We start from the raw sequence: 13,417 nt of genomic DNA, 5'->3' as shown, positions 1-13,417 counted from the left end.
AATATCCGAAGCCGTGTAACGGCCTTCGCGGGCAAGCCTCGCTCCTACAAGTACAACGCCGACCTATAGGAGCGAGGCTTGCCCGCGAAGAGGCCCGCAAGGCCAATAAAGTGCATGGACATGCAGGGTTGCCATCCACTGGTGCGCTAAGGCGTCACGAAACGCCCGCAGTCAGTCGGTGGTCAACATCGCCATTGGGGCTTTAAAAAGCATCGCCGGCAAACCGGCTCCTACAGGTGTCGCGTAGGAGCCGGCTTGCCGGCGAAGGCGTTCGATCAGACGCCCGCGATCAACTGTCGAGCCGCCTGGCTGTGATCGGCGATCAAGCCTTTGAGATCCAGCCCCTCAACCTGCCCGTCGATCACTCGCCACTTGCCTCCCACCATTACCCGATCCGCCCGATCCGCACCACATAACAGCAATGCCGAAACCGGGTCATGGCTACCGGAAAACCGCAGCTCATCCAGCTTGAACAACGCCAGATCCGCCTGCTTGCCCACCGCCAGTTCACCGATATCGGTGCGTCCGAGCAAACTTGCCGAGCCCTTGGTCGCCCACCCCAACACCAATTCCGGCGTGATCTTCTCGGCGCCATAACGCAGCCGCTGGATGTACAGCGCCTGACGGGTTTCGAGCATCATGTTCGACGCATCGTTGGACGCCGAGCCATCCACGCCGAGTCCCAGCAACGCGCCGGCGGCGGTCAGCTCCAGCGTCGGGCAGATGCCGGACGCGAGGCGCATGTTCGAGCTCGGGCAATGGCAAATGCCGGTGCCGGCCGCGCCGAGGCGGGCGATTTCATCCGGGTTGAAGTGGATGCCATGCGCCAGCCAGGTGCGCGGGCCGAGCCAGCCGACGCTGTCCAGATAATCCACGGTGCGCAGGCCGAAGCGTTGCAGGCAGAAGTCTTCTTCGTCGAGGGTTTCCGCCAGGTGCGTGTGCAGTCGTACGTCGAGTTTGTTCGCCAGTTCGGCGCTGGCCGTCATGATTTCCGGGGTCACCGAAAACGGTGAGCACGGCGCCAGGGCGATCTGGATTTGCGCGCCATCACCACGCTCGTGGTACTCGGCGATCAGGCGCTGACTGTCGTCGAGGATCACTTCGCCTTCCTGCACGGTCTGCTGCGGCGGCAGGCCGCCGTCCTTCTCGCCCAGGCTCATGGAACCGCGCGTCAGCATGGCGCGCATGCCAAGGTCGCGGACGCTTTCGACTTGCACGTCGATGGCATTTTCCAAGCCTTTCGGGAACAGGTAATGGTGATCGGCGGCGGTGGTGCAGCCGGACAGCAGCAACTCGGCCAGCGCGACTTTCGTGGCAAGGGCGAGTTTTTCAGGGGTGAGGCGTGCCCAGACCGGGTACAGGGTTTTCAGCCAAGGGAACAACGGCTGATTGACCACCGGTGCCCAGGCGCGGGTCAGGGTTTGATAGAAGTGGTGATGAGTGTTGATCAGCCCCGGCAGGATCACATGCTCGCGAGCATCGAATACTTGTCCACAGGGGGCGGACGGTTGCTGGCCAGCGGCGAGCACTTCGACGATCAAGCCGTCTTGCACAACCAGGCCACCACGGGCATCGAGGCCATTGGCAGTGAAGATCGCGAGGGGGTTTTTTAACCAGGTACGGGTCGCAGGCATGTTGGCCGGCTCCTCTGAAAGTTGGGTTCAGGTTAGCCAGCTCAGTGATTACCCTGTCTGCTGATCCAGGGTCGCCGCGGGGACGAGGTGCGCAGTTTCAAACAAAACCGTGTAGCGGGCAAGCCCACCCCGACAGAGCGATAAACAACCTGTAGGAGCCGGCTTGCTGGCGATAGCATCACCTCGGTCTTTCAGTGATACCGAAGCGATGCTATCGCCAGCAAGCCGGCTCCTACAGAAATGATGTCTTACCAGGGAATGTTTTCACCCCTGTAGTTCACGAAGTGGTGCCCACCCTTGCCGGTGTAAGCATTCACCTGATCCACCAACCCACGCACACTGGTTTCCACATCGATATCGGCGCCTTCACCGCCCATGTCGGTTTTCACCCAGCCCGGATGCAGCGACAGCACCGTCAGTTTCTGATCGCCCAATTGCGTCACAAAGCTGTTGGTCATCGAGTTCAATGCCGCCTTGCTCGCCTTGTACAACGCCAGTTCCGGCGCGTCCGGCATGGTCACGCTGCCGAGCACCGAACTCATGAACGCCAGCACGCCGCTGTCCGGGCGAATCTGCCCGACAAAACGTTGTGCCAGGTTGATCGGCGCCACCGCATTGGTGAAGAACAACTGACCCACTTCAGCCAGCGTCGCACCGCCCGGCGTCTGCACGTCAGGGCCTTTTACCCCGGCATTCACGAACAACAGATCAAACACTTCGCCCTTGAGCTGCTGACTCAAGGCAATGACGGCCTGCTGATCATCCATGTCGAGTTTTTCGATCCGCACCTTGCCCAGCGCCTGCAAGGCGTCGGCGTTTTGCGGGTTGCGCACGGTGGCGGTGACTTGCCAGCCGTCGGCCAGCAGGGTTTTCACCAGGCCGAGGCCCAGGCCCCGGGAGGCGCCGATGATGAGCGCGGTTTTTGCCTTGGACATGAGTGGCTTCCTTGATGAATGAGGATCACGGATTTAATGGACAATGTTGCCCGAGCCGTTGTTGCAGCTCGTTGCGCAACGCGCCGAGTTCGTCCATTCGGGTTTCGATCAGTTTGAGTTTGTCTTGCAGCAATTGCGTGACGGCGCTGTCCGGATCGGGCGAATGCCACAACGCGGCGACGCTGTTGCCGATCTCGCCGAGAGTAAAGCCCAGCCGTTGAGCGGTCTTGATGTAGAGCACCAGTTGCACCATGTCATCCGGATATTCGCGATAACCGTTGGCGCTGCGTTGCGCCGCGATCAATCCGCGCTGCTCGTAGAAGCGCAGCGTGTCGCGGCTGACGGCGCTGGCCTGGGCTAATTCACCGATGCGCATGTTGATGTCTCGAGAGGGCTTGACCTTGGAGCATACTCCAGGCTTTAGGCTTGTTGCTCCCTGAATTTATGGAGCAGTGCCGATGTGGACTTCAACGCAATATCGCCGCGTGGTGCGGGGCAGCGCCTGGTATGACTTGATCGTGACGGCGGCGTTTGTCACGCCGTGGAGTTTTACTGCGTTGCATGGGTTGTTGGCGGGTTTGAGTCAGGCTTTGGATTTGCCCGGCGAACTGCCGGCGTTTGAGCCGATGCACATGTTGATGGCGAACCTGTTGGGCTCGATCGTGTGCGTGTGGTCGGTGCTGCGGATTCGAGATCCGCAGCAGGTTTATGGCCGGTATGACGCCGTTGGCAGATTCCTGTTCTCCACTTGGCAGCTGTATGCCTTGCTGCATGGCGCCAGTTCGCTGTTGGTGATTTTTCTGGTCTTTGAATTGGCTTGGGGCGTTGTTCAGGTGTTGCCAGTGCGGACGCCTTCGCGGGCAAGCCACGCTCCTACAGGATTTGCATAACACCAGTAGGAGCGAGGCTTGCCCGCGAAGAGGCCGGAGCAGACAACCACTAATGCCCACCCTGCCAAGGCTGCCCCAACGACACCGGCGCATACAACCGTGTGCGCACGGCATCCCGCGACAGCAGCACCAACACCACAATCGTCGCGACATACGGCAGCATCGCCAGCAGACTCGACGGAATCGCCAGCCCCAACCCTTGCGCCACCAGGTGCAGGATGCTGGCGAGCCCGAACAGATACGCCCCCAGCAGCAATCGCCACACCCGCCAACTGGCAAACACCACCAGCGCCAGGGCAATCCAGCCGCGACCGGCGCTCATGTTCTCCGCCCACATCGGCGTGTAGGCCAGCGACAGATACGCCCCGGCCAACCCCGCCATCGCGCCGCCGAACAGCACCGCCAGCGTCCGTACGCCCAACACCGGCAAGCCCATCGCACTGGCCGCATCCGGGTTTTCGCCGACGGCCTGAATGATCAGTCCGACACGACTTTTCACAATCACCCACGCCACCAGCGCAAACAACGCGAACGACAGATACACCAGCAGATCCTGCGCAAACAGCATCCGTCCGATCAGCGGGATCTCGCTGAGTAAAGGGATCGCCACCGGCTCAAAACCCGCCAGCGGTTTACCGACCCACGCCGCACCGACAAAGGTCGACAGGCCCACACCAAAGATCGTCAGTGCCAGCCCGGTGGCCACCTGAGTGGCGTTGAACACCAGCGCCACCAACGCAAACAGCGACGACAGCAACATCCCGGCGAGCATCGCCAGCAACACGCCAAGCCACAGGTTGCCGCTGTTCAGCGCGACGATAAAACCGATCACCGCGCCAAACAGCATCATGCCTTCCTGGCCGAGGTTGAGGACGCCGCTCTTCTCACAAATCAATTCACCCAGCGCCACCAACAGCAACGGCGTGCCGCAGCGCACCATGGCGTAGAAAATATTGCTCAACAGATCGATATCCATCACAGCGCTCCTGCTTGTACGACGGTGGCTGATGCGCGACGCGTCCAGCGCAAATGCAAACGCGGTCGGTAGAGAATCAGCACGTCACTGGCCAGCAGGAAAAACAGCATCATGCCCTGGAACAATTGCGTGATCGCTTGCGGCAGATTCATGCTCATCTGCGCGTTCTCGCCACCGATGTACAGCAATGCCATCAACAGACTGGAAAACAGAATGCCGATCGGATTGAGCCGCCCGAGAAACGCCACCGTGATCGCAGCGTAGCCATAGCCGGGTGAGACTTGCGGCACCAACTGACCAATCGGCCCGGTGACTTCACACACGCCGGCCAGCCCTGCCAATCCGCCGCTGATCAACAGCGCCAGCCAGATCAGCCGTTTCTCGCGGAACCCGACAAAACCCGCCGCACGCTTGTCCAGCCCGAGCACTTTGATCTGGAACCCGACAAAGCTTTTCTGCAACAACACCCACACCGCCACCAACGCGAGCAGGGCAAAATAAACACCGGCATGTACTCGACCGTCCTCCATCAACAACGGCAAACGGCTGGCATCGCCGAACATCGCCGACTCCGGAAAGTTGAACCCGGCCGGATCCTTCAGTGGCCCGTGCACGCAGAACAACAACAGGTTCAGGGCGATGTAATTGAGCATGATGCTGGTGAGGATTTCGTTGGCATTGAAGCGCGTGCGCAACCACGCCGTCAGCCCGGCCCACGCCGCGCCGGCCAGCGTGCCGACGAGCAGGATCAACACCAATGCCCAGCGACTTTGCAGACCGATGATGTTCACCGCCAACGCACTGCCGGCCAGCGCGCCGAGCAGCAACTGGCCTTCGGCGCCGATGTTCCAGATCCGCGCCTGATACGCCACGGCCAGACCCAAGGCGCAGAGCAGAATCGGCAACGCCTTGACCAACAATTCGGAGACGCCATACAAGTCGCTGACCGGGGCGATCAGCAAGGTGTGCAAGGTCAGCAACGGGTCATGGCCCAACGCGATAAACAGCAGCGAGCCACAGGCCAATGTCAGGGCCGCCGCCAATAGTGGCGAGCACCACAGCATCAGGCGCGATTGCTGGCCACGGGGTTCGAGGGAAAGCAGCATGTGAAACTCCGTTAAACCGTTGCGGGGGCAAGTGATTGAGGGGCGTCGAACTGGCCGGCCATCCAGCCGCCGACGTCGATCAGGCGGGTGTCGACGGTCGCCCTGAGCGGCGACAAGCGTCCGCTGCACAAGGCGCCGAGGCGGTCGCTGATCTGGAACAGTTCATCGAGGTCTTCGGAGATCACCAGGATCGCTGCGCCGGCATCGCGCAAGGCGATCAGCGCGCGGTGAATGGTTGCGGCGGCGCCGACGTCCACGCCCCAGGTCGGGTGCGCGGCCACCAGCAGTTTCGGTTGCTGAAGAATCTCCCGGCCGAGGATGAATTTCTGCAAGTTGCCACCGGACAGACTGCGGGCCGGCGTTTGCGCATCGGGTGTCTTGACGCCGAAGCGGCGGATGATTTCTTCGGCCAGCGCTTTAACCTTGGTCCGCCGGATCAGCCCGTTGCGCAGCAGGCCTTGTTGAAAGGCGCTGAGCAGGGCGTTGTCGGCCAGGCTCAATTCCGGCACCGCACCGTGCCCCAACCGTTCGGCAGGGACGAAGGCCAAGCCGAGTTTTCGGCGGGCATCCGGCGGCAAATGAGCCACCGCTTGCCCGTCAAAACGCAGGGTTGCACCGTCATTGCGGTGCAGGCGTTGTTCGCCACTGAGCAGCGCCAGCAGCTCATCCTGGCCATTGCCTGCCACTCCGGCGATGCCGACGATTTCGCCACGGCGTACGTGCAGGTCGATGTCCTTCAGCGAGCAGCCAAACGGATCGGGGTTGTGCCACGACAATGCGCTCACGTTCAAAAATGCATCACCGCCCACGACCTTCGGATAATCGGTGATCAGATCGGCCGCTTCCCCGACCATCAACTTCGCCAGTTGCTGATCCGAGCACTGCGCCGGCACGCAATGCCCGGCCACACGACCGCCGCGCAGCACCGTGGCGCTGTGGCACAACGCGCGCACTTCACCGAGCTTGTGGCTGATAAACAGAATGCTGCAGCCCTCGGCCGCGAGTCGGCGCAGGGTGACGAACAATTCGTCGGCCTCTTGCGGGGTCAGCACCGAGGTCGGTTCATCGAGAATCAGCAGACGGATGTCCTGCATCAGGCACCGAATGATTTCCACCCGCTGCCGTTCGCCAATCGACAGGCTGTGGACCAGTCGCTCCGGTTCCAATGCCATGCCGTAGCGCCGGGACACTTCGCGAATTTTGGGCTCAAGTTGTTTTGGTGTACCGGCCGCCGCGCCCATCGCCAGTGCAATGTTCTGCGCAACGCTGAGGGTTTCGAACAACGAGAAGTGCTGGAACACCATGCCGATTCCCAAACCGCGAGCCTGGGCCGGGTTGCGCATGGTCACGCGCCGGCCTTGCCAGATCATCTCGCCAGAATCGGCGTGGGTGACGCCGTAGATGATTTTCATCAGCGTACTCTTGCCCGCGCCGTTTTCGCCGAGCAGCGCATGGATTTCGCCGGGCGCAATACTCAGGTCGATGGCATCGTTGGCCAGGCAACCCGGGTAGCGTTTGCTGATTCTGCGCAGTTGCAGACGAGGCGTTTGGTCGGGGATCGGCACGGGGTTGGGCATGACAGGCTCGGGTCGATGGGAGTTGTGCCTGTGGATAAAGCAATTTCCTGGCCATTGAGTCAGGAAAAATGAAAATGCTTGTCGGCCAAGGCATCGGGGGCGCCGCTTCGCCACATTTCGATCCCGACGCAGCACCACATAAGGGCGAAGCGGTAGATCAGGCTCCGGTTTTGCGCAGGCCGATTTGGTCAAAAAACGAGCAACCCTTTGCAAGCCATGCCGGATATGGGGCCGCGCCAGCCATGAACGGGTTATCCACAGATTGCTCCACAGTATTTGTGCGCAAGCGCAAAGCTCGGGCATAAGCACTGAGCGGCTTTCTTCTAAAGGCGATAAACCACGCTAACTGATTGTTTTTACGTGGATTTAGTCTTTTTGAAGGCGTATTGGACGAAAAGTGAGCAATGCCCGCAAAGCCGCATGACAGAAGGGTTACAGCGGTATGTGCTCAGGTTATCCACAGCCGGGTACACAGTAGATGTGGGCAAATACACAGGATCGATAGAAGGGCGTTGAGCGTTGTTGGTGCAATCAGCGCTGCAACAGAATGCGCCCGCGACTCAAATCGGCCAGTTGCGTTTGCAGGGTGTCGATCTGCGCTTCGCCCATCGCCAATTTCAGCTCCACACCGTTGGCCGTGAACGTTTCTTCCACGACCAACCCGCCAAGCTCGGCCACCCGCAGTTTCACCAGTGTCAGTTCGCCAAACCCGCAGGCGCAACTCAGCGGCACGCGGCTGATCAGCTCAACTTTCGGTGCCGCTTGCAGGCACTTGTTCGCGCCGCCGCCATACGCTCGGGCGAGGCCGCCGGTGCCGAGTTGAATGCCGCCATACCAGCGGATCACCAGCACCGCGACCTGGTCGCAATCCTGTGCATCGATGGCCGCCAGAATCGGGCGCCCGGCGGTGCCGCCAGGCTCTCCGTCATCGGTGCTGCGGTATTGGGCGCCGAGTTTCCACGCCCAGCAATTGTGCGTGGCGTTCAGATCGCTGTGCTGCTCGATGAACGCCTGGGCTTCAGCAGGGCTGCTGATCGGTGCGGCGAAGGTGATGAAGCGGCTTTTGCGAATCTCTTCGCGGTATTCGCAAAAGTCGCTGAGGGTAAAAGGCATAAGAGTCTTAAATGGCTGGAGTCAGGCCGCAGCCTTTGAGAATGATGCGGATCAGGTTGTCGCCGGCGTCTTCCATGTCTTGCTTGGTCAGCTTGGTGCGGCCGCTGACCCGGCAAATCTGCGTGGCAAAGTCCGCGTAATGCTGGGTGCTGCCCCACAACAGAAAGATCAGGTTGACCGGGTCGACCGGGTCCATTTTGCCTGCGTCGATCCACGCTTGAAACACCGCCGCCCGGCCCTGGAACCAGGCGCGGTAATCCTGGTTGAAATATTCGGTCAGGCACTCACCGCCGCTGATCACTTCCATGGCGAAAACTCGCGAGGCTTGCGGCTGGCGGCGAGAGAACTCCATCTTGGCGCGGATGTACCGCGTCAGCGCTTCGGCCGGATCATCCTCGGCGGTGAGGGTGTTGAAGGTGCTGTCCCACAACTGAAGGATGTTGCTCAACACCGCCACGTACAACCCCAGCTTATTGGTGAAGTAGTAATGCAGGTTCGCCTTGGGCAACCCGGCATTCAGGGCGATGGTGTTCATGCTCGTGCCTTTGAACCCGTGACGGGCGAACTCGTCTTCGGCGGCTTTGATGATGGTCTCTTCGTTCTTCTGACGAATGCGGCTGGCAGGTTTGCCGCCGTGAGCGGGGACTTCAAAGGTCATAGGCACTTCCGAACAGGTGGGTGGGTGCAACCAATGCGTTGATAGCGCAACCACAGTTTCCAGACAAGTCCCGACACGATAAAACCTGACCACCAAAATCCCTGTGGGAGCGAGCCTGCTCGCGATGGCGGCTTAACATTCAGCATTGATGGTGGCTGAACTGACGCCATCGCGAGCAGGCTCGCTCCCACAGTTTCTTCGGTTGTTCAACGGGTCGCGGCCAGGCTTTCGAGGAAGCTTTCCAGCACCAGATGCGGGCGACGTCCCTTGCGTGTCACCGATGCAAGGCTCAAGTCATAAAACCGTGCTGTCGGTTTCAGCGCGCGCAAACGCCCTTGCTGCACCCAGAGGCTGGCGTAGTGGTCCGGCAGGTAACCGATGTAGCGCCCGGTGAGAATCAGAAACGCCATGCCTTCGCGGTCTGACGCACTCGCGGTGCAATTGAGCGCCTGGTAATGCGCCTGAATCTCGGCCGGCAGGCGGAAGGTCGGGGCGATGGCGTCCTGACTGTTGAGGCGCTCGTCATCCAGTTGTCTGTCGTCGACATAAAACAACGGATGACCGACCGCGCAATACAGCAGCGAACGTTCGCTGTAGAGCGGCTGATATTCCAGCCCCGACAGGGCGCTTGCCTGCGGCACCACGCCGACATGCAAGCGGCCGTCGAGCACGCCTTGCTCGACTTCATTGGGCGCGATCATGCGGATCTGAATCTGCACGTCCGGCCCGCGCTCCTTCAATTGCGCCAACGCATGAGTGATACGCATGTGGGGCAGGGTGACCAGGTTGTCGGTGAGGCCGATGGTCAATTCGCCGCGCAGGTGTTGGTGCAGACCGTTGACCTCGGTGCGGAAACTTTCCAGCGCACTCAATAGCTGCAATGCCGATTGATACACCTCGCGGCCTTCTTCGGTCAGGGAAAACCCGGCGCGACCTCGTTGGCACAGGCGCAGGCCGAGGCGCTGTTCCAGGTCGCTCATCTGCTGGCTGATCGCCGAGCGACCGATCCCGAGCACCGACTCCGCCGCCGAGAAACCGCCGCATTCCACCACGCTGCGAAAAATCCGCAGCAAGCGGATATCAAAGTCGCTGACTTGTGCCAGCGGATCGGGGCGTCGAGTGCTCATAGTTTAGCGCTGGCCTGACTGAACGTTAGAAAAGTTGGATTTCACCGACTTTATCCCCGTGGCAATTTAGCTGCAAGAACGCTTTTCATCTCCACGCCGCTTATTGCCTTGCGAGGTTTTGCCCATGAACTTGCCTGAAAACGCCCCGAATTCCCTGGCCAGCCAGCTCAAGCTCGATGCTCACTGGATGCCCTACACCGCCAACCGAAATTTCCAGCGCGATCCGCGACTGATCGTGGCGGCTGAAGGCAGTTGGCTGACGGACGACAAGGGTCGCAAGGTCTACGATTCGCTGTCCGGTCTGTGGACCTGCGGCGCCGGGCACACCCGCAAGGAAATCCAGGAAGCGGTTGCCAAGCAACTGGGCACGCTCGATTACTCGCCGGGCTTCCAGTACGGTCACCCGCTGTCGTTCCAACTGGCGGAAAAAATCACCGACCTGACGCCGGGTAATCTGAATCACGTGTTCTTCACCGATTCGGGTTCCGAGTGCGCTGACACTGCGGTGAAGATGGTCCGCGCTTACTGGCGTCTTAAAGGCCAGGCGACCAAAACCAAAATGATCGGACGCGCCCGTGGTTACCACGGTGTGAACATCGCCGGCACCAGCCTCGGCGGCGTCAACGGCAACCGCAAAATCTTCGGTCAGGCGATGATGGACGTCGATCACCTGCCGCACACCTTGCTGGCGAGCAATGCTTACTCACGCGGCATGCCAAAAGAGGGCGGTATCGCTCTGGCCGATGAGTTGCTCAAACTGATCGAGCTGCATGACGCTTCGAACATCGCCGCCGTATTCGTCGAGCCAATGGCCGGTTCCGCTGGCGTGCTGGTTCCGCCTGAGGGCTACCTCAAGCGTCTGCGCGAGATCTGCGATCAGCACAACATTCTGCTGGTGTTCGACGAAGTGATCACCGGCTTCGGTCGTACCGGTTCGATGTTCGGCGCTGACAGCTTTGGCGTGACCCCGGACCTGATGTGCATCGCCAAGCAAGTCACCAACGGTGCGATCCCGATGGGCGCAGTGATTGCCAGCTCCGAGATCTACCAGACCTTCATGAATCAGGCGACGCCGGAGTACGCGGTGGAATTCCCGCACGGCTACACCTATTCCGCGCACCCGGTGGCTTGCGCTGCAGGTCTTGCCGCACTCGACCTGCTGCAAAAGGAAAACCTGGTGCAGAGCGTGGCCGACGTCGCACCGCATTTCGAAAATGCACTGCACGGCCTTAAGGGCTCGAAAAACATCATCGACATTCGTAACTACGGCCTGGCCGGTGCTATCCAGATCGCGCCTCGTGACGGCGATGCCATCGTACGTCCGTTCGAAGCGGGCATGGCGCTGTGGAAAGCCGGGTTCTACGTGCGCTTCGGCGGCGACACCCTGCAGTTCGGCCCAACCTTCAACAGCAAGCCGCAAGACCTTGATCGTCTGTTCGACGCGGTCGGCGAAGTGCTGAACAAAATCGACTGATTTTTCCCTTCTATATAGAGGCGCCCGTTGACGGGCGCCTGTGGACAACTTTTCTGGAGCCCCGCATGAGCCTTATCCCGCATTTGATCAACGGCGAACTGGTGACCGAAGATGGTCGCACGGCCGACGTGTTCAACCCGTCTACCGGCCAGGCGATTCACAAACTGCCATTGGCCAGCCGCGAAACCATCCAGAAAGCCATCGACTCGGCCAAGGCTGCGTTCCCGGCGTGGCGCAACACTCCACCGGCCAAACGTGCGCAGGTGATGTTCCGCTTCAAGCAACTGCTGGAACAGAACGAAGCACGTATCGCCCAACTGATCAGCGAAGAACACGGCAAGACGCTGGAAGATGCTGCCGGTGAGCTGAAGCGCGGTATCGAGAACGTCGAGTTCGCTTGCGCGGCGCCGGAAATCCTTAAGGGTGAATACAGCCGTAACGTCGGCCCGAACATTGATGCCTGGTCGGACTTCCAGCCATTGGGCGTGGTCGCCGGTATTACTCCGTTCAACTTCCCGGCGATGGTGCCGTTGTGGATGTACCCGCTGGCGATCGTCTGCGGCAACTGCTTCATCCTCAAACCTTCCGAGCGTGATCCAAGCTCGACGCTGTTGATCGCTCAGTTGTTGCTGGAAGCCGGTCTGCCGAAAGGCGTGTTGAGCGTGGTGCATGGTGACAAGGCTGCAGTGGACGCGCTGATCGAAGCGCCGGAAGTCAAAGCATTGAGCTTTGTCGGTTCGACGCCGATTGCCGAATACATCTACGCCGAAGGCACCAAGCGCGGCAAACGCGTTCAGGCACTGGGCGGCGCGAAGAACCACGCGGTGCTGATGCCGGATGCAGATCTGGATAACGCCGTCAGCGCTCTGATGGGCGCGGCGTACGGTTCCTGCGGCGAGCGTTGCATGGCGATTTCGGTGGCCGTGTGCGTTGGCGACCAGGTGGCCGATGCGTTGGTGGCCAAGCTGACTCCGCAGATCAAGGCATTGAAGATTGGCGCAGGTACCACTTGTGGTCTGGACATGGGGCCGTTGGTTACCGGTCAGGCTCGTGACAAAGTCAGTGGCTATGTAGAAGACGGCGTTGCGTCCGGTGCAACCCTGGTGGTGGATGGTCGTGGTCTGAGCGTGGCCGGTCATGAAGAAGGTTTCTTCCTGGGCGGTTGCTTGTTCGATAACGTCACGCCAGAGATGCGTATCTATAAAGAAGAGATCTTTGGGCCAGTGCTGTGCGTTGTCCGGGTGAACAGCCTGGAAGAGGCGATGCAACTGATCAACGATCACGAGTATGGCAACGGTACCTGCATCTTTACCCGTGATGGCGAAGCGGCGCGGTTGTTCTGCGATGAGATCGAAGTCGGCATGGTTGGCGTCAACGTGCCATTGCCGGTGCCGGTGGCTTATCACAGCTTTGGCGGCTGGAAGCGTTCGCTGTTCGGCGATCTGCACGCGTATGGCCCGGATGGCGTGCGCTTCTACACCCGTCGCAAGGCCATTACCCAGCGTTGGCCACAGCGTGCGAGCCATGAAGCATCGCAATTCGCATTCCCTAGCTTGTAAGTAGAAGGGAAGAAGGCCGAGCCCCTTGGGGCTCGGCCTTCGTGTTTTCGGGCTTTTTTGACCCGTATGACAGAAATGTGAAAATAGGTGTTGACGGCAGATTCTGGAAGTCTATAATTCGCCCCACTTCCGGCGCAGTCGAAACGGAAAACTCCTTGGTAAACAATGAGTTACGCGGTTTTCGACAGCGAGTTGCTTCAGGTCATCGAAGCCCAGAAGGAGTTGAAAGAGCGGTGTTGTTTGGCTCTTTTGACGGTTCGATCTTCTCGGTCGAAAGCGGAGAAAAAGAGGTGTTGACAGCAGCGAGTAACGCTGTAGAATTCGCCTCCCGCTAACGAGAGATCGGAAGCGCAAGTGGTTGAAGTTGC

12 protein-coding genes are annotated in these 13,417 nt (G+C 60.1%); 3 read left to right on the top strand and 9 right to left on the bottom strand.

The features are described from left to right. Positions 1–275: 275 nt before the first annotated feature. The 3 genes from IB254_RS29100 to IB254_RS29090 all read right to left on the bottom strand — a co-directional run bounded on the left by IB254_RS29100 (position 276) and on the right by IB254_RS29090 (position 2,945). Positions 276–1,634 carry an 8-oxoguanine deaminase gene (locus tag IB254_RS29100; RefSeq protein WP_008038767.1) on the bottom strand — a complete coding sequence of 453 codons (1,359 nt, stop codon included), beginning with the start codon at positions 1,632–1,634 and terminating at the stop codon, positions 276–278. 248 nt (positions 1,635–1,882) lie between these two features. Then, positions 1,883–2,569, bottom strand: a complete 687-nt coding sequence (locus tag IB254_RS29095; protein ID WP_192226999.1) for an SDR family oxidoreductase — start codon at positions 2,567–2,569, stop codon at positions 1,883–1,885. A 25-nt stretch (positions 2,570–2,594) separates the two neighbouring features. After that, positions 2,595–2,945, bottom strand: a complete 351-nt coding sequence (locus IB254_RS29090; RefSeq protein WP_192420885.1) for a MerR family transcriptional regulator — start codon at positions 2,943–2,945, stop codon at positions 2,595–2,597. An 82-nt stretch (positions 2,946–3,027) separates the two neighbouring features. On the opposite strand from IB254_RS29090, the gene IB254_RS29085 reads away from it, so the two are divergent. Then, positions 3,028–3,459 carry a hypothetical protein gene (locus IB254_RS29085; protein WP_192420883.1) on the top strand — a complete coding sequence of 144 codons (432 nt, stop codon included), beginning with the start codon at positions 3,028–3,030 and terminating at the stop codon, positions 3,457–3,459. A gap of 49 nt (positions 3,460–3,508) precedes the next feature. On the opposite strand, the gene IB254_RS29080 is transcribed toward IB254_RS29085, so the two are convergent. From IB254_RS29080 to IB254_RS29055, 6 genes are all read right to left on the bottom strand, one after another. Continuing rightward, the gene (locus tag IB254_RS29080) at positions 3,509–4,435 is read right to left on the bottom strand and encodes an ABC transporter permease (RefSeq protein WP_192420881.1); all 927 of its coding nucleotides are present in this window, start codon (positions 4,433–4,435) and stop codon (positions 3,509–3,511) included. After that, positions 4,435–5,541, bottom strand: coding sequence for an ABC transporter permease (locus tag IB254_RS29075; RefSeq protein WP_192420880.1), 1,107 nt, complete (start codon positions 5,539–5,541; stop codon positions 4,435–4,437). The genes IB254_RS29080 and IB254_RS29075 overlap by 1 nt, the downstream gene beginning before the upstream one ends. A gap of 11 nt (positions 5,542–5,552) precedes the next feature. Further along, positions 5,553–7,118, bottom strand: a complete 1,566-nt coding sequence (locus IB254_RS29070) for an ABC transporter ATP-binding protein (RefSeq protein ID WP_192420878.1) — start codon at positions 7,116–7,118, stop codon at positions 5,553–5,555. 531 nt (positions 7,119–7,649) lie between these two features. Further along, entirely contained in the window at positions 7,650–8,231 is a 582-nt protein-coding gene (locus tag IB254_RS29065; RefSeq protein ID WP_192420876.1) for an IMPACT family protein, read from the bottom strand. 7 nt (positions 8,232–8,238) lie between these two features. Beyond that, positions 8,239–8,889 carry a TetR/AcrR family transcriptional regulator gene (locus tag IB254_RS29060; protein WP_008031358.1) on the bottom strand — a complete coding sequence of 217 codons (651 nt, stop codon included), beginning with the start codon at positions 8,887–8,889 and terminating at the stop codon, positions 8,239–8,241. A gap of 206 nt (positions 8,890–9,095) precedes the next feature. Continuing rightward, positions 9,096–10,016, bottom strand: a complete 921-nt coding sequence (locus IB254_RS29055; protein ID WP_192420874.1) for a LysR family transcriptional regulator — start codon at positions 10,014–10,016, stop codon at positions 9,096–9,098. 124 nt (positions 10,017–10,140) lie between these two features. Between IB254_RS29055 and IB254_RS29050 the strand changes: the two genes are divergently transcribed. Both IB254_RS29050 and IB254_RS29045 read left to right on the top strand, forming a co-directional pair. Continuing rightward, positions 10,141–11,490 carry an aspartate aminotransferase family protein gene (locus tag IB254_RS29050; RefSeq protein ID WP_192227006.1) on the top strand — a complete coding sequence of 450 codons (1,350 nt, stop codon included), beginning with the start codon at positions 10,141–10,143 and terminating at the stop codon, positions 11,488–11,490. 65 nt (positions 11,491–11,555) lie between these two features. Further along, positions 11,556–13,049: a CoA-acylating methylmalonate-semialdehyde dehydrogenase gene (locus tag IB254_RS29045; protein WP_008031364.1), complete on the top strand. Its 1,494-nt coding sequence runs from the start codon at positions 11,556–11,558 to the stop codon at positions 13,047–13,049. The last annotated feature ends 368 nt before the right edge of the window (positions 13,050–13,417 follow it).

It is taken from the genome of Pseudomonas sp. PDM03, from assembly GCF_014852385.1.
Lineage (GTDB): Bacteria > Pseudomonadota > Gammaproteobacteria > Pseudomonadales > Pseudomonadaceae > Aquipseudomonas > Aquipseudomonas migulae.
Note: the sequence above shows the minus strand (reverse complement) of the source record. Positions and strands in the feature narration are given on the sequence as shown.

What these genes read in the sequence shown, in the direction of transcription:
- IB254_RS29100 (WP_008038767.1), bottom strand. Translation starts at nt 1,634, where the DNA reads ATGCCTGCGACCCGTACCTGGTTAAAAAACCCCCTCGCGATCTTCACT.
- IB254_RS29095 (WP_192226999.1), bottom strand. Translation starts at nt 2,569, where the DNA reads ATGTCCAAGGCAAAAACCGCGCTCATCATCGGCGCCTCCCGGGGCCTG.
- IB254_RS29090 (WP_192420885.1), bottom strand. Translation starts at nt 2,945, where the DNA reads ATGCGCATCGGTGAATTAGCCCAGGCCAGCGCCGTCAGCCGCGACACG.
- IB254_RS29085 (WP_192420883.1), top strand. Translation starts at nt 3,028, where the DNA reads ATGTGGACTTCAACGCAATATCGCCGCGTGGTGCGGGGCAGCGCCTGG.
- IB254_RS29080 (WP_192420881.1), bottom strand. Translation starts at nt 4,435, where the DNA reads ATGGATATCGATCTGTTGAGCAATATTTTCTACGCCATGGTGCGCTGC.
- IB254_RS29075 (WP_192420880.1), bottom strand. Translation starts at nt 5,541, where the DNA reads ATGCTGCTTTCCCTCGAACCCCGTGGCCAGCAATCGCGCCTGATGCTG.
- IB254_RS29070 (WP_192420878.1), bottom strand. Translation starts at nt 7,118, where the DNA reads ATGCCCAACCCCGTGCCGATCCCCGACCAAACGCCTCGTCTGCAACTG.
- IB254_RS29065 (WP_192420876.1), bottom strand. Translation starts at nt 8,231, where the DNA reads ATGCCTTTTACCCTCAGCGACTTTTGCGAATACCGCGAAGAGATTCGC.
- IB254_RS29060 (WP_008031358.1), bottom strand. Translation starts at nt 8,889, where the DNA reads ATGACCTTTGAAGTCCCCGCTCACGGCGGCAAACCTGCCAGCCGCATT.
- IB254_RS29055 (WP_192420874.1), bottom strand. Translation starts at nt 10,016, where the DNA reads ATGAGCACTCGACGCCCCGATCCGCTGGCACAAGTCAGCGACTTTGAT.
- IB254_RS29050 (WP_192227006.1), top strand. Translation starts at nt 10,141, where the DNA reads ATGAACTTGCCTGAAAACGCCCCGAATTCCCTGGCCAGCCAGCTCAAG.
- IB254_RS29045 (WP_008031364.1), top strand. Translation starts at nt 11,556, where the DNA reads ATGAGCCTTATCCCGCATTTGATCAACGGCGAACTGGTGACCGAAGAT.